The organism is Citrobacter sp. TBCS-14 (genome assembly GCF_005280805.1).
Taxonomy (GTDB): domain Bacteria; phylum Pseudomonadota; class Gammaproteobacteria; order Enterobacterales; family Enterobacteriaceae; genus Citrobacter; species Citrobacter gillenii.
Genome location: NZ_SZWM01000135.1, coordinates 40,270 through 60,316 on the forward strand (window position 1 = coordinate 40,270; position 20,047 = coordinate 60,316).

Below are 20,047 nucleotides of genomic sequence, written 5' to 3' on the forward strand. Positions count from 1 at the left end.
AAATTGATCACGTTTTAGACCATTTTTTCGGCTGTACTCCCTAAAAAAAGTGCGGAGAAAAAAAGGTAACGGTTATTTTTGACATACGGTTTATCCGAATTGCTGAAGAGTGTTGGTAAGCGCATGCGCTGCAGCAGTCGACACCATGACGGATAGCAAAATCAGGCGATACGTCTTGTACCTCTATATTGAGACTCTGAAACAGAGACTGGATGCCATAAATCAACTGCGTGTCGATCGCGCGCTTGCTGCCATGGGCCCTGCTTTTCAGCAGGTATACAGTCTGCTGCCGACATTATTGCACTACCACCATCCGCTGATGCCGGGTTACCTCGATGGTAACGTTCCCAAAGGCATATGCTTTTACACGCCTGATGAAACCCAACGTCACTACCTGAATGAACTGGAGCTGTACCGCGGCATGTCGCCGCAGGACCCCCCGAAGGGTGAGCTGCCGATTACCGGCGTTTACTCGATGGGCAGCACCTCTTCAGTCGGGCAAAGCTGTTCCTCTGACCTGGATATCTGGGTCTGCCATCAATCCTGGCTGGATAGCGAAGAGCGCCAGTTGCTGCAGCGTAAATGCAGCCTGCTGGAAAGCTGGGCCGCCTCGCTGGGCGTGGAAGTCAGTTTCTTCCTGATTGATGAAAACCGTTTCCGTCACAATGAAAGCGGCAGTCTGGGTGGTGAAGACTGTGGCTCAACGCAGCACATCCTGTTGCTTGATGAATTTTATCGCACCGCCGTGCGCCTCGCGGGCAAACGTATTCTATGGAATATGGTGCCGGGCGACGAAGAAGAGCATTACGACGATTACGTTATGACGCTCTACGCACAGGGGGTGTTAACGCCAAACGAATGGCTGGATCTGGGTGGGCTCAGCTCGCTTTCCGCCGAAGAGTACTTTGGCGCCAGCCTTTGGCAGTTGTACAAGAGTATCGACTCCCCGTACAAAGCGGTGCTGAAAACGCTGCTGTTGGAAGCGTATTCCTGGGAATACCCCAATCCACGCCTGTTGGCGAAAGACATTAAACAGCGCCTGCACGACGGCGAGATCGTCTCTTTTGGTCTCGATCCGTACTGCATGATGCTGGAGCGCGTGACCGAGTACCTCACGGCAATCGAAGATCCGACGCGCCTCGATTTAGTTCGTCGATGTTTCTACTTAAAAGTGTGCGAGAAACTGAGCCGCGAGCGCGCCTGTGTGGGCTGGCGTCGTGAAGTGCTAAGTCAGTTAGTGAAAGAGTGGGGCTGGGACGACGCCCGTCTGACCATGCTGGATAACCGCGCCAACTGGAAGATTGACCAGGTTCGTGAAGCGCACAACGAACTGCTCGATGCAATGATGCAGAGTTACCGTAACCTGATCCGCTTCGCGCGTCGTAACAACCTCAGCGTCAGCGCCAGCCCGCAGGACATTGGCGTGCTGACCCGTAAGCTTTACGCTGCGTTTGAGGCCCTGCCGGGCAAAGTGACGCTGGTGAACCCGCAGATCTCACCGGACCTCTCGGAACCGTATCTGACCTTTATCCATGTGCCGCCGGGTCGTGCTAACCGTTCAGGTTGGTATCTCTACAACCGTGCGCCCAACATGGATTCGATCATCAGCCATCAGCCGCTGGAATATAACCGCTACCTGAACAAACTGGTGGCGTGGGCGTGGTTTAACGGTCTGCTGACATCACGTACGCATTTGTTTATTAAGGGCAACGGCATTGTCGATCTGCCGAAGCTGCAGGAGATGGTCGCTGACGTATCGCACCACTTCCCGCTGCGCTTGCCGGCACCTACGCCGAAAGCGCTGTACAGCCCGTGTGAGATTCGCCATCTGGCGATTATCGTCAACCTTGAATACGACCCTACGGCGGCATTCCGCAATCAGGTGGTGCATTTTGATTTCCGTAAGCTGGACGTCTTCAGCTTTGGCGAAGAACAAAATTGCCTGGTCGGTAGCGTAGACCTGCTGTACCGCAACTCGTGGAACGAAGTACGTACGCTGCACTTCAACGGCGAGCAGGCGATGATTGAAGCGTTAAAAACGATTCTCGGCAAAATGCATCAAGATGCGGCACCGCCGGACAGCGTCGAGGTCTTCTGTTATAGCCAGCATTTACGTGGTCTGATCCGTACACGCGTCCAGCAACTGGTGTCCGAGTGCATTGAGCTGCGCCTTTCCAGTACACGCCATGAAACCGGTCGCTTCAAAGCGCTGCGCGTTGCCGGGCAGACGTGGGGACTGTTCTTTGAGCGTTTGAATGTGTCGGTACAGAAACTGGAAAACGCCATTGAGTTCTACGGCGCAATTTCACACAACAAGCTGCACGGTCTTTCCGTTCAGGTTGAGACCAATCACGTGAAATTGCCGTCTGTAGTGGATGGTTTTGCCAGTGAAGGGATCATCCAGTTCTTTTTCGAAGAAACGGGTGATGAGCAGGGCTTTAATATCTACATTCTGGACGAGAGTAATCGGGTCGAGGTGTATCACCATTGCGAAGGCAGCAAAGAAGAGCTGGTTCGCGATGTTAGCCGCTTCTACTCCTCGTCGCACGATCGCTTTACCTACGGCTCCAGCTTCATTAACTTTAATCTGCCGCAGTTCTATCAGATTGTGAAAACCGATGGTCGCGCGCAGGTTATCCCGTTCCGTACCCAGCCGATTAACCCGGTCCCGCCGGCTAATCAGGATAATGACACGCCGATGTTGCAGCAGTATTTTTCGTGATTATTGTGCCGGATGGCGGTGTAAACACCTTATCCGGCCTACAATTGACGCGAAACGGGTAGGCCGGATAAGCAAAGCGCATCCGGCACAAAACCTCAACGGAAGCTCACGGCTTCTCCCGCCTGTTGCGTTGCAGCCTGCTCCAGCAGATCCCAGAAGCGTTCACCGCTACGGTCGCAAATCCATTCGTCACCTTTCAAGTTAAAATGGTAGCCACCCTGTTTGGTCGCCAGCCACACCTGATGCAGCGGCTCCTGACGGTTAATAATAATCTTGCTGCCGTTTTCAAAGCTGATGGTCAGCACGCCGCCGTTGATCTCACAGTCGATATCGCTGTCGCCGTCCCAGTCGTCCAGACGCTCTTCAATGGTCATCCACAGGGTGTCGGCAAGGCGGTGAAATTCACTGTCGTTCATTGGTGTTTTTCCGTTTTTTCATGATGGCGAGAGTATAACCTGAAAGAATTCACGTTGCAGTTTTAGCCAAACTCTTGCTTTTACGTCTTCTCCTGCGATGATAGAAAACAGAAAGTATGAACTTTACGGGCAATCCATAATGAAAAACGTGTTTCAGGCACTCGCTGTACTTCTTACTCTGTTCAGCCTGACGGGCTGTGGTCTGAAAGGTCCACTCTATTTCCCGCCAGCAGATAAAACCGCGCCGCCACCGACGAAGCCAGTTGAAACGCAATCGCAGTCCACAGTGCCCGATCGAAACGATCGAGCAACGGGAGATGGGCCTTCCCAGGTAAACTACTAAAGCGAAGTCTCTGTACCCGCGTGAACGGAGTGAACGATGCAATTCTCTAAAATGCATGGCCTTGGCAACGATTTTATGGTCGTCGACGCGGTAACGCAGAATGTCTTTTTTTCACCTGAGCTGATCCGCCGCCTGGCCGACAGGCATCTTGGTGTGGGATTTGATCAGCTGCTGGTGGTTGAGCCTCCGTATGATCCGGAGCTGGATTTCCATTACCGTATCTTTAATGCTGATGGTAGCGAAGTGTCGCAGTGCGGTAACGGTGCCCGTTGTTTTGCGCGTTTTGTACGCCTGAAAGGGCTGACCAATAAACGTGATATCCGCGTCAGTACGGCGAATGGCCGCATGGTATTAACTGTGACGGACGATGAGCTGGTGCGGGTCAATATGGGCGAGCCCAATTTTGAACCCTCGCAGGTGCCTTTTCGCGCCAATAAAGCAGAGAAGACCTATATTATGCGGGCGGCCGAGCAGACAGTATTGTGCGGCGTGGTATCAATGGGGAATCCACACTGCGTCATTCAGGTTGATGATGTGGATACAGCCACGGTGGAAACGCTGGGACCGGTTCTGGAAAGCCATGAACGCTTTCCTGAGCGCGCCAATATTGGATTTATGCAAGTGGTGAAACGCGAACACATCCGGCTGCGCGTCTATGAACGTGGGGCGGGTGAAACGCAGGCCTGTGGCAGCGGAGCGTGCGCTGCTGTCGCTGTTGGTATTCAGCAGGGCCTGCTGGCAGAAGAAGTGCGCGTGGAACTACCGGGCGGTTGCCTTGATATCGCCTGGAAAGGCCCGGGTCATCCGTTGTATATGACTGGCCCGGCGGCACATGTCTACGACGGATTTATTCATCTATGAAGCAACCAGGGGAAGAACTACAGGAAACGCTCATGGAACTTGACGATCGGGCGGTCGTCGAATATCTACAACGTCACCCTGAGTTTTTTATCCGTAATGCGCAAGCGGTTGAAGCGATGCGCGTCCCGCACCCGGTGCGGGGTACGATCTCTTTAGTTGAATGGTATATGGCTCGAGCGCGTAATCACATCAACGTGCTTGAAGAGAACATGACGTTATTGATGGAACAGGCTAACGCCAACGAAAGTCTGTTTTATCGCCTGTTAAATCTGCAAGGACGGCTGGCGGCGGCCAGCAGCCTCGACGATATGCTGATGCGATTTCATCGCTGGGCACGTGAGCTGGGGCTGGCTGGCGCGACGGTTCGTCTGTTCCCGGATCGCTGGCGGCTTGGCGCCCCTTCAAAGTTTACCCATCTGGCATTAAGTCGTCAGGCCTTCGAGCCGCTGCGTATTCAGCGTCTCGGGCAGTCACAGCACTATCTGGGTCCGCTCAATGGCCCGGAACTGCTGGTGATGATGCCGGAGGCGAAAGCGATTGGTTCGGTAGCCATGTCGATGTTGGGGCAAGATGGTTCCCTTGGCGTCATGCTGTTCAGCAGCCGTGATGTTAATCATTACCAGCAAGGGCAAGGCACGCAGCTATTGCAGGAAATCTCGCTGATGTTGCCGGAACTGCTGGAGCGCTGGATTGAACGCGTATGACCGACTCACCGCTTTCTCAGGACGTTGCACGCTTCTTACGCTATCTGGGCGTGGAGCGTCAGCTTAGTCCCATCACGTTACTCAATTATCGGCGTCAGCTGGATGCCATCATCGCGATAGCCGAAGAAACCGGCCTGCAAAGCTGGCAACAATGTGATGCTGCAAGGGTGCGCAGTGTTGCTGTGCGCAGTCGCCGCAACGGTCTGGGACCGGCGAGTCTGGCATTGCGCCTCTCCGCATTACGCAGTTTCTTCGACTGGCTGGTGAATCAGGGTGAGCTGAAAGCCAACCCGGCAAAAGGTATTTCTGCGCCGAAGGCACCGCGGCATCTGCCGAAAAATATTGATGTGGATGACGTTAACCGACTGCTGGATATCGATCTCAACGATCCCCTCGCCGTGCGCGACCGGGCTATGCTGGAGGTGATGTACGGCGCGGGACTGCGTTTGTCGGAACTGGTTGGCCTGGATATTAAACATCTCGATCTCGACACCGGCGAAGTGTGGGTGATGGGTAAAGGCAGCAAAGAGCGCCGCCTGCCAATTGGCCGCAATGCGGTGGCGTGGATCGAACACTGGCTGGATCTGCGCGGGCTTTTCGGCAGTGACGAAGACGCGCTGTTTCTGTCAAAACTGGGCAAACGTATCTCCGCGCGTAACGTGCAGAAACGTTTTGCCGAATGGGGTATCAAGCAGGGGCTGAATAGCCATGTGCATCCCCATAAACTGCGCCACTCGTTTGCGACGCATATGCTGGAGTCGAGCGGCGACCTGCGCGGGGTACAAGAGCTGTTGGGACACGCCAACCTCTCTACCACGCAAATCTATACCCATCTTGATTTTCAACACCTGGCTTCAGTGTACGATGCGGCGCATCCGCGCGCCAAACGGGGGAAATAATGCGTTTTTACCGGCCTTTGGGGCGTATTTCTGCGCTCACCTTTGACCTTGATGACACCCTTTACGATAACCGTCCCGTTATCACGCGCACCGAGCAGGAAGCGCTCGCGTTTGTGCAAAATTATCACCCGGCGCTGAGCTCCTTACAAAATACCGACCTGCAGCGCCTGCGCCAGGCTGTGCGCGACGCCGAGCCGGATATTTACCATGACGTCACCCAATGGCGTCATCGTGCCGTAGAGCGCGCTATGCTGGAGGCTGGCCTGTCGGCGGCAGAGGCGAAAATGGGGGCAAACGCGGCGATGATGAACTTCGCCAAATGGCGCAGCCGCATCGACGTCCCGCAATCTACGCATGACACGTTGAAGGTACTGGCCCGCAAGTGGCCGCTGGTGGCGATCACCAACGGTAACGCGCAGCCGGAGCTGTTTGGTCTGGGCGAATATTTTGAGTTTGTACTGCGTGCCGGCCCCGATGGGCGATCAAAACCGTTCAGCGACATGTATTTGCTGGCGGCGGAAAAACTGAATATGCCCATGGGTGAGATCCTGCACGTCGGTGACGACCTGACGACAGATGTCGCCGGGGCCATCCGCTGTGGCATGCAGGCCTGCTGGATCAAGCCGGAAAATGCCGACCTGATGCAAACCGCTGACAGCCGTTTACTGCCGCATATCGAAATTTCACAGTTGGCATCTCTGACCTCGCTGATATAATCATCAACAACTCTGTATAAATTCCCAGGGGTCCGGCTGGGCCCTGTTGATTCCGGCGGTGCCAATGGACGTTTCTTACCTGCTCGATAGCCTCAATGACGAACAGCGCCAGGCTGTGGCTGCGCCACGCAGCAACATGCTGGTTCTGGCAGGCGCGGGGAGTGGTAAAACGCGCGTGCTGGTACACCGCATCGCCTGGTTACTGACGGTTGAAAACAACTCGCCATACTCGATTATGGCCGTGACCTTTACCAACAAAGCGGCGGCAGAAATGCGCCACCGTATTGGTCAGATCATGGGAACCAGCCAGGGTGGTATGTGGGTCGGTACCTTCCACGGACTGGCACACCGCCTGCTGCGTGCGCACCATATGGATGCCAACCTGCCGCAGGATTTCCAGATCCTCGACAGCGAAGACCAGCTGCGCCTGCTGAAGCGTCTGATCAAAGCGATGAACCTCGATGAGAAGCAGTGGCCAGCGCGCCAGGCAATGTGGTTTATCAACAGCCAGAAAGACGAAGGGCTGCGCCCGCACCATTTGCAGAGCTACGGCAATCCGGTCGAGCAAACCTGGCAGAAGGTTTACCAGGCCTACCAGGAAGCGTGCGATCGCGCCGGGCTGGTGGATTTCGCCGAGCTGCTGCTGCGCGCGCATGAACTGTGGCTCAACAAACCGCACATTCTGCAGCACTACCGCGAACGTTTTACCAACATCCTGGTGGACGAATTCCAGGATACGAACAATATCCAGTACGCCTGGATCCGCCTGCTGGCGGGTGACACCGGCAAGGTGATGATCGTCGGCGATGATGATCAGTCAATCTACGGTTGGCGCGGGGCGCAGGTGGAAAACATCCAGCGCTTCCTCAACGACTTCCCCGGTGCCGAAACTATTCGTCTGGAGCAGAACTACCGCTCGACCAATAATATCCTTAGCGCGGCTAACGCCCTGATTGAAAACAATAACGGGCGTTTGGGCAAAAAGCTGTGGACCGAGGGCGTCGACGGTGAGCCGATCTCACTCTATTGCGCGTTCAACGAACTCGATGAAGCGCGTTTTGTGGTCAACCGAATCAAAGCCTGGCAGGACAATGGCGGTCAGTTGACACAGTGCGCCATTCTTTATCGCAGCAACGCCCAGTCGCGCGTGCTGGAAGAAGCGCTGTTGCAGGCTAGTATGCCGTACCGTATTTACGGTGGAATGCGCTTCTTCGAGCGTCAGGAAATCAAAGACGCGCTCTCTTACCTGCGTCTGATAGCTAATCGTAACGACGACGCCGCGTTCGAGCGTGTGGTGAATACCCCCACGCGCGGTATCGGCGATCGTACGCTGGACGTGGTGCGGCAGACCTCGCGCGACCGCCAGCTGACAATGTGGCAGGCGTGTCGTGAACTGCTGCAGGAAAAAGCCCTGGCCGGGCGTGCCGCCAGCGCACTACAGCGCTTTATGGAACTTATCGACGCACTGGCGCAGGAAACCGCCGATATGCCGCTGCACGTGCAGACCGACCGGGTAATAAAAGACTCCGGCCTGCGCATGATGTACGAGCAGGAAAAAGGTGAGAAGGGCCAGACGCGTATCGAAAACTTAGAGGAACTGGTGACGGCAACGCGCCAGTTCAGCTACAACGAAGAAGACGAAGACTTGATGCCGCTACAGGCGTTCCTCTCCCACGCGGCGCTGGAAGCGGGCGAAGGGCAGGCGGATACCTGGCAGGATGCGGTCCAGCTAATGACCTTGCACTCAGCCAAAGGTCTGGAGTTCCCGCAGGTGTTTATTGTCGGAATGGAAGAGGGCATGTTCCCCAGCCAGATGTCACTCGATGAAGGTGGGCGCCTCGAAGAGGAACGCCGACTGGCCTATGTGGGCGTTACCCGTGCGATGCAGAAACTGACGTTGACCTACGCCGAAACGCGTCGCCTGTACGGCAAAGAGGTTTACCACCGTCCATCCCGGTTTATTGGTGAATTACCAGAGACCTGTGTGGAAGAGGTTCGCCTGCGCGCCACGGTCAGCCGTCCGGTAAGTCATCAACGGATGGGTACGCCGATGGCGGAGAACGACACCGGCTATAAGCTCGGTCAGCGTGTGCGTCACGCCAAATTTGGCGAGGGCACCATCGTCAACCTGGAAGGTAGCGGTGAACACAGTCGTTTGCAGGTCGCGTTCCAGGGGCAGGGGATCAAATGGCTGGTTGCTGCCTACGCCAGACTAGAAACCGTTTGATCGCCTGATGGCGCTACGCTTATCAGGCCTGCATGTCGCTTAATATTATGATTTGTAGGCCGGATAAGGCGAAGCCACCATCCGGCAATCTTTCGGTTAATATTCTGAAATCATAGATAAATCCCCCCGTTCTGCTAACCTTGCAGCATGAGGGGAAATTATTACTTTTTCGCCATCTGTTGCGTGTTGACGTCAAAATTTTGCTGGCGTAACATGCGCGCACGATTACGCTAAGAGGACATTCGCCTTGGACACACCCAGTAGATACTGGCTCATTATCCTGTCATCCAGGATCAACTCCTAAGGCTATCCCTTTTTGCTGATAGCCTTCGCGGTTGTCAGCGACCTTCTGTTTTTTCTCGTCGCGCCGAGTCAGGCTGTTTAATGGTCTGAAACCCAATTTGTTTCTGTGTGCCCACCGAACTGTCCGATAATTTTTTGCATTGGGAGTCCCGGTCATGCTGAGCGCATTTCAACTGGAAAACAATCGTTTAATACGTCTTGAGGCGGATGAAATTGATCATCTCGCCAGTTCGGTTTGGGTCGATTTAGTCGAGCCGGATGACGATGAACGAAACCGTGTGCAAAAGGACTTGGGCCAGAACCTGGCTACGCGCCCTGAACTGGAAGACATCGAAGCATCCGCACGTTTTTTTGAAGACGAAGACGGCCTGCACATCCACTCCTTCTTCTTCTATGAAGATGCCGACGATCATGCGGGCAACTCAACCGTGGCATTCACCATTCGCGAAGGTCGTCTGTTTACCCTGCGCGAGCGCGAACTGCCAGCGTTTCGCCTGTACCGTATGCGTGCGCGCAGCCAGTCGATGGTCGACGGCAACGCTTACGAGCTGCTGCTCGATCTGTTCGAAACGAAAATTGAACAGCTGGCGGATGAAATAGAAAATATCTACAGCGATCTGGAAAAACTCAGCCGCGTGATTATGGAAGGGCGTCAGGGCGATGAATATGACGAAGCGCTCTCCACGCTGGCGGAACTGGAAGATATCGGCTGGAAAGTTCGTCTGTGTCTGATGGATACCCAGCGCGCATTAAACTTCCTGGTGCGTAAGGCGCGACTGCCGGGCGGTCAACTGGAGCAGGCGCGCGAGATCCTGCGAGATATCGAATCCCTGCTGCCGCACAATGAATCCCTGTTCCAGAAGGTTAACTTCCTGATGCAGGCGGCGATGGGCTTTATCAACATCGAACAGAACCGCATCATCAAGATCTTCTCGGTGGTTTCCGTCGTGTTCCTGCCGCCGACGCTGGTGGCATCCAGCTACGGCATGAACTTTGAGTTCATGCCGGAACTGCACTGGAGCTTCGGTTACCCCGGAGCGATTGTTTTTATGATGCTCGCGGGCCTGGCGCCGTATTTGTACTTTAAGCGCAAGAACTGGCTGTAGCAGAGAATTATTAACGCTCCCGTAGGCCTGATAAGCGCAGCGCCATCAGGCAGAAAGATGCCGGATGGCGACGTAACCGTCTTATCCGGCCTACAAAATCAGTGCCATCAGGCGCAATCACAGCCCCCTTCGCGTTCTGCGTAGGGTATAAATCGCATCCATCACGAATATCGCCAGCGCGACCCAGATAAAGGCGAACGTCACCATCTTATCTGCGCCCGGTACTTCACCGTAGAATGTTACCGCCAGCAGGAACATCAGCGTCGGCCCGATATACTGGAAAAAGCCCAGCGTGGACAGACGCAGACGGGTCGCTGCACCGGTAAAGCACAGCAGTGGAATGGTGGTCACGACCCCTGCTGCAATCAGCAACAGATTGAGCGACATGGGGTTCTGTCCCATATGGCTGGTTGGGCTGTCGGCAATACCAAACAGATAGATTGCCGCAATCGGTAACAGCCACAAGGTTTCGATCAGCATGCCGGTTTGCGCCTCGACGGCGATCTTCTTACGCACCAGGCCATAAAAAGCAAAGCTGAAGGCCAGTCCCAGCGCAATGATTGGCAGTGATCCAAACGTCCACAACTGTACCAACACGCCGCAGGCGGCGAGCAGTACGGCCAGCCACTGCATGCGGCGAAAGCGCTCACCGAGGAAAATCATGCCCAATACAATATTCACCAGGGGGTTAATAAAGTAGCCGAGGCTGGCTTCCAGCATATGGTGGTTGTTGACCGCCCAAATGAATAGCAGCCAGTTTCCGCCGATGAGCACCGCGGAAAGCGCCAGCAGGAAAACCTTCTTTGGCGTTTGCAGCAGCGTTTTGACCCCTGACCATTGGCGGCTGATGCTCATCAACACCACCATAAAGAAAAATGACCAAATCACACGGTGCGTCAGGATCTCGTCTGCGGGGACGTAGTAAATCAACTTGAAATATGCGGGTGCAATGCCCCAAATAAAATAGGCAGCAAGAGCGAGTAATACGCCCTGCCGCGTTTGCTTAGCATCCATCGGGAAAACTCATTTCAGAAATGTAACAGCAGTTTACCTTGTTTCAGGCGCTTACCCCACCATATACGTTGCGGTGGCGCTGGCGATATAAAGCTGCTCTTCGTTATGCAGCTCCACGCGTGCAACGGCAACTTTATTGCCTGCCCGCAGCAAACTGCTGGTAGCCGTGAAGCGATTCCCCCTGCCTGGGCGCAGATAATCGACGCGGAGATCGATGGTTCCCATGCGCGACATCCGCTGGCGCAGCTCGTCCTCGCTGATGGTTTCATGACGGGTCAGCGTACTGCCCACGCACACCAGTCCGGCTGCTACGTCCAATGCTGAGGCAATCACGCCGCCATGCAGGATGCTTTGCGCCCAGTTGCCGACCATCATCGGTTGGTTATTAAAGGCCAGTTGGGCAAACTCTTTTTCGTAACGTTCCAGCTCCAGCCCCAGCGCCCGGTTAAACGGCATATGGTAGACAAACATTTCGCCCACTAATTTCAGTGCTTGCTCAGCAGTCAGTACGGCAGACATACAATCCCTAACTCTCGATGGTTAATGAGGTGTTGATATTATGCTTCTTAATTGTTGTTTTCTACTTTGGGACGGGATAACTAACGAAGAGCGCACTAAGTATGTAAAATGCTATCAATAAAATCTTACAATTCATCAATATTTTAGTTCAGGAGAACATGACCGATGCGGGCGATTCTGGGATGGTTACTACCAGCAGTTATGCTGCCGTTGACCGTGTATGCGCAGGAAGCGACAGTGAAAGAGATTCATGATGCACCCGCTGTGCGCGGCAGTATTATTGCCAACATGCTGCAAGAGCATGACAATCCTTTCACGCTTTACCCTTATGACACCAACTACCTCATCTACACCAATACCAGCGACATGAATAAAGAGGCCATCAGCAGCTATAGCTGGTCTGAAAATGCGCGTAAAGATGAGGTGAAGTTTCAGCTGAGCCTGGCGTTTCCGCTGTGGCGCGGGATTTTAGGCCCGAACTCCGTGCTTGGTGGTTCCTATACCCAGAAATCCTGGTGGCAGCTTTCTAATAGCGAAGAATCGGCACCGTTTCGCGAAACTAACTACGAACCACAACTGTTCCTCGGTTTCGCCACCGATTACCGCGTTGCCGGCTGGACGCTACGTGATGTGGAAATGGGATACAACCACGACTCTAACGGTCGTTCCGAACCGACCTCGCGCAGCTGGAACCGCCTGTATACCCGCCTGATGGCAGAAAACGGTAACTGGCTGGTAGAAGTGAAGCCGTGGTACGTCATCGGCAGCACTGACGATAACCCAGATATCACTAAATATATGGGCTACTATCAGCTCAAACTGGGTTACCACCTCGGTGACGCCGTGTTAAGCGTGAAAGGTCAGTACAACTGGAATACCGGCTACGGCGGCGCTGAGTTGGGTGTCAGCTACCCCATCACCAAACATGTTCGTCTTTATACCCAGGTCTACAGTGGTTATGGCGAGTCGCTGATTGACTATAACTTTAATCAGACGCGCGTTGGCGTGGGCGTAATGCTCAACGATATCTTCTGATCGGCATTGAGAGTATTTTAATCATTGCAGTTTCTCTCTCAGGCGCTGAAAATAGCGCCTGTTTTTATTTAAGGTTAACGGGGTTAATGTGGCGCAGGCGGAAGTGTTGAATCTGGAAATGGGCGCTAAACAGGTTTTGCAGGAAACCTTTGGCTACCAACAGTTTCGCCCTGGTCAGGAAGAAATCATCGACACCGTGCTCTCTGGCCGCGACTGCCTGGTCGTTATGCCAACCGGTGGTGGTAAATCCCTGTGTTATCAAATTCCCGCATTACTGCTGAACGGCCTCACCGTTGTTGTCTCGCCGCTGATTTCCCTGATGAAAGACCAGGTCGATCAGCTGCTGGCAAACGGTGTAGCGGCGGCGTGTCTGAACTCCACCCAGAGCCGTGAACAGCAGCAAGAGGTGATGGCAGGCTGCCGTAGCGGGCAAATCCGCCTGCTGTACATTGCGCCCGAGCGCCTGATGCTGGATAACTTCCTTGATAATCTGGCGCACTGGAACCCGGTACTGCTGGCGGTAGATGAAGCGCACTGTATTTCCCAGTGGGGGCATGATTTCCGCCCGGAATATGCCGCGCTGGGTCAGCTGCGTCAGCGTTTCCCTGCACTGCCGTTTGTGGCGCTCACGGCCACCGCTGATGACACCACCCGGCTGGATATTGTGCGTCTGCTCGGGCTTAACGATCCCCTCATTCAGATCAGCAGCTTTGACCGTCCCAATATCCGCTACATGCTAATGGAGAAGTTTAAGCCGCTCGATCAGCTGATGCGCTACGTGCAGGAACAACGCGGAAAGTCCGGCATTATTTACTGTAACAGCCGCGCGAAGGTTGAAGACACCGCGGCGCGTCTGCAAAGCCGTGGGATCAGCGCTGGGGCCTATCATGCCGGGTTGGACAACAACGTGCGCGCCGACGTGCAGGAGAAATTCCAGCGCGACGACCTGCAAATCGTTGTCGCGACCGTGGCGTTTGGCATGGGAATTAACAAACCCAACGTGCGCTTCGTGGTGCATTTTGATATCCCGCGTAATATCGAGTCCTACTATCAGGAAACTGGGCGTGCCGGGCGTGATGGCCTGCCCGCAGAAGCGATGCTGTTTTACGATCCGGCCGATATGGCGTGGCTCCGCCGTTGTCTCGAAGAGAAACCCGCCGGACAGCTGCTGGATATCGAGCGTCACAAGCTCAATGCGATGGGGGCCTTTGCCGAGGCGCAAACCTGTCGTCGTCTGGTGCTGCTGAACTATTTTGGCGAAGGGCGTCAGGAGCCGTGCGGCAACTGCGATATTTGTCTCGATCCGCCAAAACAGTACGACGGCTTAATGGATGCGCGTAAAGCGCTGTCGACGATCTACCGCGTTAACCAACGTTTTGGTATGGGCTATGTCGTCGAGGTTCTGCGCGGGGCGAATAACCAGCGCATTCGTGAGATGGCGCATGACAAGCTGCCGGTCTACGGTATTGGTCGTGAACAGAGCCACGAACATTGGGTGAGCGTCATTCGCCAGCTGATTCACCTCGGACTGGTGACGCAGAATATTGCCCACCACTCCGCGTTGCAGTTAACCGAAGCTGCGCGTCCGGTACTGCGCGGCGTTGTGCCGCTACAGCTTGCCGTGCCGCGTATTGTGGCGCTTAAACCACGCGCAATGCAGAAATCCTTTGGCGGTAACTACGATCGTAAGCTGTTTGCCAAACTGCGTAAGCTGCGTAAAGCCATTGCCGATGAGGAGAATATCCCGCCGTATGTGGTCTTTAACGACGCCACGCTGATTGAAATGGCCGAGCAAATGCCGGTGTCACCGAGCGAAATGCTGAGCGTCAACGGCGTGGGAATGCGTAAACTTGAGCGTTTTGGCAAAGAGTTTATGGCACTTATCCGCGCACATGTTGATGGTGACGACGAAGAGTAGTCAGCCAGGCAAAAAAATGCCAGGATGGTGACTCTCTGAACTATTTCCCCGCGAGTCATTTTTATGTTAACGCTATTTTTTACCGTTGCGTTGGTACACATCGTAGCGCTGATGAGTCCTGGCCCCGATTTTTTCTTTGTTTCGCAAACGGCCGTTAGTCGCTCGCGCAAAGAGGCGATGATGGGTGTGCTGGGTATTACCTGCGGCGTCATGGTCTGGGCGGGCGTGGCACTGCTCGGTCTGCATCTGATCATCGAAAAAATGGCCTGGCTGCACACTATTATTATGGTCGGCGGTGGTCTGTATCTGTGCTGGATGGGGTATCAGATGCTGCGCGGCGCGTTTAAAAAACAGGACGTTGCGGCACCCGCGCCGCAGGTTGAGCTGGCGCAGAGCGGACGCAGTTTTTTAAAAGGTCTGTTGACCAACCTGGCGAATCCCAAAGCCATTATCTATTTTGGCTCCGTCTTTTCGCTGTTTGTCGGCGACAACGTCGGTACCGCTGCCCGTTGGGGTATTTTCGCGCTGATTATCGTCGAGACGCTGGCGTGGTTTACCGTGGTTGCCAGCCTGTTTGCACTGCCGAAAATGCGTCGTGGCTATCAGCGTCTGGCGAAGTGGATTGACGGCTTTGCCGGCGCGTTATTCGCGGGCTTCGGCATTCATCTGATTATTTCGCGTTAACTTACCAGTAGGCCGGATAAGCGGTAGCGTCATCCGGCACTGATCTCAGGCATGCCGTGCTGACGCCAGCAGGGCACCTATCAGCATAAACAGCGAACCAAACACTTTGTTCAGCGCCTTCATTTGCTTTGGCCCTTTAATCCAGCCCGCAATGCGGGTAGCCAGCGTCGCATAACCGATCATCACAATAATATCGACCACGATGGTGGTCACGCCCAGCACCACGTACTGCATCAACTGCGGCTCCTGCGGCATGATGAACTGCGGGAACAGGGCGGCGAGAAATACAATGCTCTTTGGGTTGGTCAGGTTGACGAAGACGGCGCGCTTGAACAGGCGACTGCGTGATTGCGTATTGGCGATGGTGTTCAGGTCGATGGCTCCCGCCGCGCGCCATTGCTGAATGCCCAACCAGATAAGATAGGCTGCCCCCGCCCACTTCAGTACCTCAAAGGCGATCACTGACCGTGAGAATAGCGTTCCTAGCCCAACACCGACCAGCACGATATGAATGCCAAGCCCGGTCTGCAAACCGGCAATCGACGCCGCTGCTCCCCGATAACCATGGCTGATGGCGGTTGTCATGGTGTTGATCGCCCCTGAACCTGGCGACAAGCTCAAAACAATGGACGTCAGCAGGTAGGCGAACCACCATTCAAAGGTCATGAGAAACTCCCGACTTGTCTATTTTTATGCCACAATACGCTACTGCCGATGCGTTGTAACAGGCTCGGCAAAAAAAACGATTTTACTTGGTCAACGAGGCTGGATACCCGATGTTTCAGCAGCAAAAAGACTGGGAAACAAGAGAAAACGCGTTTGCCGCTTTTTCCATGGGGCCACTGACAGATTTCTGGCGTCAGCGGGAGGAAGCGGAATTCACTGGCGTAGATAATGTTCCCGTACGCTTTGTTCGCTTTCGTGCAGAAAAAAACGATCGCGTCATCGTCGTTTGTCCCGGGCGCATAGAAAGCTACGTAAAATACGCTGAACTGGCGTATGACCTGTTTTATTCTGGTTTTGACGTCCTCATTATCGACCATCGTGGCCAGGGGCGTTCCGGGCGGATGCTCTCGGATCCGCACCGTGGCCATGTGGATAACTTTAATGACTATGTCGACGATTTGACCGCCTTCTGGCAGCAGGAAGTGCAGCCAGGTCCATGGAGAAAACGCTATATACTGGCGCATTCCATGGGAGGCGCTATTGCCACGCTGTTCCTGCAGCGCCACCCTAATCAGTGTGATGCTATTGCCCTCAGCGCCCCGATGTTCGGGATCGTGATGCGCTTTCCTGACTGGATGGTGCGCCATATTCTTGACTGGGCTGAAGGGTATCCGCGCATTCGCGAAGGCTATGCCATGGGGACCGGTCGCTGGCGGGCGTTGCCGTTTGGGATGAATGCGCTCACCCATAGCCGACAGCGCTATCGGCGTAATCTGCGCTTCTATGCTGATGATCCGCAGTTGCGCGTAGGCGGTCCGACCTATCATTGGGTGCGTGAAGGCATTCTGGCGGGTGAGCAGGTGTTGGCCGGGGCCGGAGATGATGCGACCCCGACGTTGCTTATTCAGGCTGAAGAAGAGCGTGTGGTGGATAACCGCATGCACTATCGTTTTTGTGAACTCCGCGCTGCAGCGGGCCATCCTGTAGAAGGAGGTCAACCGCTGGTCATAAAAGGCGCCTACCATGAGATCCTTTTTGAAAAGGACGCAATGCGCTCAGTCGCGCTCAACGCCATTGTTGAATTTTTCGACAGGCATAACTCATCCAGCGGACACCGCTTTGCTTAGAGGTTTAATTTTTTATGTATCAGGTAGTTGCATCTGATTTAGACGGTACGCTGCTTTCCCCCGACCATACCCTGTCCCCGTATGCCAAAGAGACGCTGAAACTGCTGACGGCTCGTGGTGTGAATTTTGTGTTTGCGACCGGCCGTCATCATATTGATGTAGGGCAAATTCGCGACAATCTCGGCATTAAGTCCTACATGATCACCTCCAACGGTGCGCGCGTACATGATACTGACGGGAATCTTGTGTTCTCGCATAACCTGGATCGCGACATTGCCAGCGATCTGTTTGGTGTGGTGAATGCGAACCCGGATATCGTGACCAACGTGTATCGCGACGATGAGTGGTTTATGAACCGCCATCGCCCGGATGAAATGCGTTTCTTTAAAGAAGCGGTGTTTAACTACTCACTGTTTGAACCTGCGCTGCTGGAGCCGGAAGGCGTCAGTAAAGTGTTTTTCACCACCGACTCTCACGAAATCCTGCTGCCGCTGGAGCAGGCGATTAACGCCCGTTGGGGTGATCGTGTGAACGTCAGTTTCTCCACGCTGACCTGTCTGGAAGTGATGGCGGGTGGCGTATCAAAAGGCCATGCGCTGGAAGCGGTGGCAAAAGCGATGGGCTTCAGCCTGAAAGACTGTATCGCCTTTGGTGACGGCATGAATGACGCCGAAATGCTATCGATGGCGGGAAAAGGCTGCATTATGGGTAATGCACATCAGCGCCTGAAGGATCTGCACCCGGAGCTGGACGTGATTGGGCTTAATGCCGACGATGCTGTGCCGCATTATCTGCGAGAACTGTTTTTACAGTAACGGAACCGCTCATTAGTTAGTCAGTTGTCAACCGTGAACTTCGCTACAATGGGTGTATCTTTTGTTCAGAGACATCTATTGTGGCGCTACTCATCATTACCACTATTCTGTGGGCCTTTTCCTTTAGCCTGTTTGGCGAGTACCTTGCTGGTCATGTCGATAGCTATTTTGCCGTGCTGGTGCGGGTCGGACTGGCTGCGCTGGTGTTCCTGCCATTTCTGCGTACCCGCGGCCACAGCGTAAAAACTATTGGTCTGTACATGCTGGTGGGTGCCATGCAGCTTGGCATCATGTATATGCTGAGTTTCCGTGCTTATTTGTACCTGACGGTTTCCGAGCTGCTGCTATTTACCGTCCTGACACCGCTCTATATCACACTGATTTATGACCTGATGAGCCGACGCCGTTTACGCTGGAGCTACGCGTTTAGCGCACTGCTGGCGGTGATTGGGGCGGGGATCATTCGTTACGATCAGGTGACCAGTCATTTCTGGACCGGTCTGCTGCTGGTACAGCTTTCTAACATCAGCTTTGCCATCGGCATGGTGGGCTATAAGCGTCTGATGGAAACCCGTCCCATGCTGCAGCACAACGCCTTTGCCTGGTTTTATATGGGGGCATTACTGGTGGCGGTCGTTGCCTGGCTTATAGTAGGGAATGCGCAAAAAATGCCTGAAACTTCGCTGCAGTGGGGGATTCTGGTGTTCCTTGGCGTGGCAGCATCGGGCATCGGTTACTTTATGTGGAACTACGGCGCGACGCAGGTAGATGCAGGCACACTGGGTATCATGAACAATATGCATGTGCCTGCGGGGCTGTTGGTTAATCTGGCCATCTGGCACCAGCAGCCTCACTGGCCAAGCTTCATCATTGGTGCGGCTGTTATAGTGGCCTCACTGTGGGTGCATCGAAAGTGGGTCGCTCCGCACTCCGCACAAACGGCAGGTGATCGCAGGCGTGATTCCGCGCTGAGCGAATAAATGCTTCCGTGACCGGCTGACGCTGCTCGCCATCGCGCACAGCGGCGTACAGTCGGCTCCACAATCCATCACCCAGGGTTTTGGTCACTACCAGGCCCTGGCGTTCAAAACTCTCCACTACCCAGTGCGGCAGCGCTGCAATACCCATTCTGGCGGCGACCATCTGGATCAGCAGCAGGGTGTTATCCACGCTCTTCAGCGACGGGCTAACGCCTGCAGGCTGCAGGAAATGCCGCCAGACATCCAGTCGGCTGCGCTGTACCGGATAAATCAACAGGGTTTCGCTGGCTAAATCTTCCGGCGTTACCTGCGTTTTGCTGGCCAGTGGGTGATCGGGTGCCAGTATCAGACGGACTTCAAAATCAAACATCGGTGAATAGTGCAGGCCGCTGCGCGGCAGAATGTCGGATGTCATCACCAGGTCCAGCTCATCCTGCTGCAGGGCTGGTTGCGGATCGAAAGTCACGCCGGATTTAAAATCCATCTCTACCTGTGGCCAGTTAGCACGGAAATTCTCCAGCGCGGGGGTCAGCCACTGAATACAGCTGTGACATTCAATGGCGATGCGCAGCCGGGTTTGCTGCGGTTCGTTGCATGCCTGAAGCGCGCGACCGATTTGTGGCAACACCTGATTGGCCAACTGCAACAAAATTTCACCCTGTGGCGTAAAACGTAGCGGCTGGCTTTTACGCACAAATAGCCGAAAGCCGAGGCGTTGTTCCAGATCGCTGAACTGGTGAGACAGGGCGGATTGGGTCTGATGCAACGTCGCTGCTGCGCCTGCCAGCGACCCACTGTTCCGCAACGCCTGTAGCGTTTTCAGATGCTTAATCTCGATCATGAAAGTCCTTCACTTCGGCATGAATAAATTGCGCTTGAGGAATATACAGTAACCGCCAATTATGGATGTGTAAACATCTGGACGGCTAAAATCCTTCGTCTTTTAAATTTATGGTGCGTTGGCTTCGTTTCCCCACCCCAGTCACTTACTT

The 20,047-nt window shown here is 54.4% G+C and carries 20 protein-coding genes; 15 read left to right on the plus strand and 5 right to left on the minus strand.

All coding sequences use genetic code 11. From position 1 onward, the window contains the following. Positions 1 to 175 precede the first annotated feature (175 nt). Positions 176 to 2,722 (plus strand): class I adenylate cyclase, encoded by a 2,547-nt coding sequence (gene cyaA, locus FDX22_RS01495; RefSeq protein ID WP_096758931.1) that lies wholly within the window; start codon positions 176 to 178, stop codon positions 2,720 to 2,722. 95 nt (positions 2,723 to 2,817) lie between these two features. Here cyaA and cyaY read toward each other — a convergent pair whose 3' ends face one another. Next, positions 2,818 to 3,138, minus strand: coding sequence for an iron donor protein CyaY (gene cyaY / locus FDX22_RS01500; protein WP_096758930.1), 321 nt, complete (start codon positions 3,136 to 3,138; stop codon positions 2,818 to 2,820). A 139-nt stretch (positions 3,139 to 3,277) separates the two neighbouring features. Between cyaY and FDX22_RS01505 the strand changes: the two genes are divergently transcribed. From FDX22_RS01505 to corA, 8 genes are all read left to right on the plus strand, one after another. Then, complete coding sequence (locus FDX22_RS01505; RefSeq protein WP_115259844.1) at positions 3,278 to 3,481, plus strand: lipoprotein; 204 nt, start codon at positions 3,278 to 3,280, stop codon at positions 3,479 to 3,481. Between the two features lie 36 nt (positions 3,482 to 3,517). Continuing rightward, positions 3,518 to 4,342 (plus strand): diaminopimelate epimerase, encoded by an 825-nt coding sequence (gene dapF / locus FDX22_RS01510; RefSeq protein ID WP_146716627.1) that lies wholly within the window; start codon positions 3,518 to 3,520, stop codon positions 4,340 to 4,342. After that, positions 4,339 to 5,046: a DUF484 domain-containing protein gene (locus tag FDX22_RS01515; RefSeq protein ID WP_146716628.1), complete on the plus strand. Its 708-nt coding sequence runs from the start codon at positions 4,339 to 4,341 to the stop codon at positions 5,044 to 5,046. Before dapF ends, FDX22_RS01515 begins: the two co-directional genes overlap by 4 nt. Beyond that, on the plus strand, positions 5,043 to 5,945 hold the full coding sequence (gene xerC, locus FDX22_RS01520; RefSeq protein WP_115259842.1) for a tyrosine recombinase XerC: 903 nt from the start codon (positions 5,043 to 5,045) through the stop codon (positions 5,943 to 5,945). Before FDX22_RS01515 ends, xerC begins: the two co-directional genes overlap by 4 nt. Next, on the plus strand, positions 5,945 to 6,661 hold the full coding sequence (gene yigB / locus FDX22_RS01525) for a 5-amino-6-(5-phospho-D-ribitylamino)uracil phosphatase YigB (protein WP_096758925.1): 717 nt from the start codon (positions 5,945 to 5,947) through the stop codon (positions 6,659 to 6,661). Before xerC ends, yigB begins: the two co-directional genes overlap by 1 nt. A 64-nt stretch (positions 6,662 to 6,725) precedes the next feature. Continuing rightward, positions 6,726 to 8,888: a DNA helicase II gene (uvrD, locus tag FDX22_RS01530; protein WP_096758924.1), complete on the plus strand. Its 2,163-nt coding sequence runs from the start codon at positions 6,726 to 6,728 to the stop codon at positions 8,886 to 8,888. A gap of 247 nt (positions 8,889 to 9,135) precedes the next feature. Beyond that, complete coding sequence (gene ysgD / locus FDX22_RS30400) at positions 9,136 to 9,192, plus strand: YsgD/CorL family protein (protein ID WP_212723238.1); 57 nt, start codon at positions 9,136 to 9,138, stop codon at positions 9,190 to 9,192. A 154-nt stretch (positions 9,193 to 9,346) separates the two neighbouring features. Beyond that, positions 9,347 to 10,297 carry a magnesium/cobalt transporter CorA gene (gene corA, locus FDX22_RS01535; RefSeq protein ID WP_096758923.1) on the plus strand — a complete coding sequence of 317 codons (951 nt, stop codon included), beginning with the start codon at positions 9,347 to 9,349 and terminating at the stop codon, positions 10,295 to 10,297. 117 nt (positions 10,298 to 10,414) lie between these two features. Here the strand turns inward: corA and rarD are convergent, their stop codons facing one another. Further along, entirely contained in the window at positions 10,415 to 11,311 is an 897-nt protein-coding gene (gene rarD, locus FDX22_RS01540) for an EamA family transporter RarD (RefSeq protein WP_096758922.1), read from the minus strand. Positions 11,312 to 11,362: 51 nt separating this feature from the next. Then, on the minus strand, positions 11,363 to 11,830 hold the full coding sequence (yigI, locus tag FDX22_RS01545) for an acyl-CoA thioesterase YigI (RefSeq protein ID WP_005133301.1): 468 nt from the start codon (positions 11,828 to 11,830) through the stop codon (positions 11,363 to 11,365). A 165-nt stretch (positions 11,831 to 11,995) separates the two neighbouring features. On the opposite strand from yigI, the gene pldA reads away from it, so the two are divergent. The 3 genes from pldA to rhtC all read left to right on the plus strand — a co-directional run bounded on the left by pldA (position 11,996) and on the right by rhtC (position 15,467). Further along, a complete protein-coding gene (pldA, locus tag FDX22_RS01550; protein WP_137399139.1) occupies positions 11,996 to 12,865 on the plus strand; it encodes a phospholipase A in 870 nt (289 codons plus the stop codon). A gap of 88 nt (positions 12,866 to 12,953) precedes the next feature. Next, positions 12,954 to 14,783, plus strand: coding sequence for an ATP-dependent DNA helicase RecQ (recQ, locus tag FDX22_RS01555; RefSeq protein ID WP_115259840.1), 1,830 nt, complete (start codon positions 12,954 to 12,956; stop codon positions 14,781 to 14,783). A gap of 63 nt (positions 14,784 to 14,846) precedes the next feature. Next, the gene (rhtC, locus tag FDX22_RS01560) at positions 14,847 to 15,467 is read left to right on the plus strand and encodes a threonine export protein RhtC (protein ID WP_096758919.1); all 621 of its coding nucleotides are present in this window, start codon (positions 14,847 to 14,849) and stop codon (positions 15,465 to 15,467) included. A gap of 45 nt (positions 15,468 to 15,512) precedes the next feature. Here rhtC and rhtB read toward each other — a convergent pair whose 3' ends face one another. Further along, positions 15,513 to 16,133 (minus strand): homoserine/homoserine lactone efflux protein, encoded by a 621-nt coding sequence (gene rhtB, locus FDX22_RS01565; RefSeq protein ID WP_096758918.1) that lies wholly within the window; start codon positions 16,131 to 16,133, stop codon positions 15,513 to 15,515. A 110-nt stretch (positions 16,134 to 16,243) separates the two neighbouring features. Here rhtB and pldB point away from each other — a divergent pair, with 110 nt between their 5' ends. The 3 genes from pldB (at position 16,244) to FDX22_RS01580 (ending at position 19,055) form a co-directional block, all read left to right on the plus strand. After that, the gene (pldB, locus tag FDX22_RS01570) at positions 16,244 to 17,260 is read left to right on the plus strand and encodes a lysophospholipase L2 (RefSeq protein ID WP_096758917.1); all 1,017 of its coding nucleotides are present in this window, start codon (positions 16,244 to 16,246) and stop codon (positions 17,258 to 17,260) included. Positions 17,261 to 17,274: 14 nt separating this feature from the next. Beyond that, entirely contained in the window at positions 17,275 to 18,075 is an 801-nt protein-coding gene (yigL, locus tag FDX22_RS01575) for a sugar/pyridoxal phosphate phosphatase YigL (RefSeq protein WP_096758916.1), read from the plus strand. An 80-nt stretch (positions 18,076 to 18,155) separates the two neighbouring features. Next, the gene (locus FDX22_RS01580; protein WP_146716629.1) at positions 18,156 to 19,055 is read left to right on the plus strand and encodes a carboxylate/amino acid/amine transporter; all 900 of its coding nucleotides are present in this window, start codon (positions 18,156 to 18,158) and stop codon (positions 19,053 to 19,055) included. Here FDX22_RS01580 and metR read toward each other — a convergent pair. Continuing rightward, positions 18,958 to 19,896 (minus strand): HTH-type transcriptional regulator MetR, encoded by a 939-nt coding sequence (gene metR / locus FDX22_RS01585; protein ID WP_115259837.1) that lies wholly within the window; start codon positions 19,894 to 19,896, stop codon positions 18,958 to 18,960. The two genes, FDX22_RS01580 and metR, sit on opposite strands and share 98 nt — an antisense overlap. Positions 19,897 to 20,047: the final 151 nt, after the last annotated feature.

Coding starts and splice junctions, on each gene's coding strand:
- pldB (WP_096758917.1), top strand. CDS start 16,244: ATGTTTCAGCAGCAAAAAGACTGGGAAACAAGAGAAAACGCGTTTGCC.
- yigI (WP_005133301.1), bottom strand. CDS start 11,830: ATGTCTGCCGTACTGACTGCTGAGCAAGCACTGAAATTAGTGGGCGAA.
- FDX22_RS01505 (WP_115259844.1), top strand. CDS start 3,278: ATGAAAAACGTGTTTCAGGCACTCGCTGTACTTCTTACTCTGTTCAGC.
- rhtC (WP_096758919.1), top strand. CDS start 14,847: ATGTTAACGCTATTTTTTACCGTTGCGTTGGTACACATCGTAGCGCTG.
- yigL (WP_096758916.1), top strand. CDS start 17,275: ATGTATCAGGTAGTTGCATCTGATTTAGACGGTACGCTGCTTTCCCCC.
- metR (WP_115259837.1), bottom strand. CDS start 19,896: ATGATCGAGATTAAGCATCTGAAAACGCTACAGGCGTTGCGGAACAGT.
- dapF (WP_146716627.1), top strand. CDS start 3,518: ATGCAATTCTCTAAAATGCATGGCCTTGGCAACGATTTTATGGTCGTC.
- uvrD (WP_096758924.1), top strand. CDS start 6,726: ATGGACGTTTCTTACCTGCTCGATAGCCTCAATGACGAACAGCGCCAG.
- pldA (WP_137399139.1), top strand. CDS start 11,996: ATGCGGGCGATTCTGGGATGGTTACTACCAGCAGTTATGCTGCCGTTG.
- yigB (WP_096758925.1), top strand. CDS start 5,945: ATGCGTTTTTACCGGCCTTTGGGGCGTATTTCTGCGCTCACCTTTGAC.
- cyaY (WP_096758930.1), bottom strand. CDS start 3,138: ATGAACGACAGTGAATTTCACCGCCTTGCCGACACCCTGTGGATGACC.
- rarD (WP_096758922.1), bottom strand. CDS start 11,311: ATGGATGCTAAGCAAACGCGGCAGGGCGTATTACTCGCTCTTGCTGCC.
- xerC (WP_115259842.1), top strand. CDS start 5,043: ATGACCGACTCACCGCTTTCTCAGGACGTTGCACGCTTCTTACGCTAT.
- rhtB (WP_096758918.1), bottom strand. CDS start 16,133: ATGACCTTTGAATGGTGGTTCGCCTACCTGCTGACGTCCATTGTTTTG.
- FDX22_RS01515 (WP_146716628.1), top strand. CDS start 4,339: ATGAAGCAACCAGGGGAAGAACTACAGGAAACGCTCATGGAACTTGAC.
- corA (WP_096758923.1), top strand. CDS start 9,347: ATGCTGAGCGCATTTCAACTGGAAAACAATCGTTTAATACGTCTTGAG.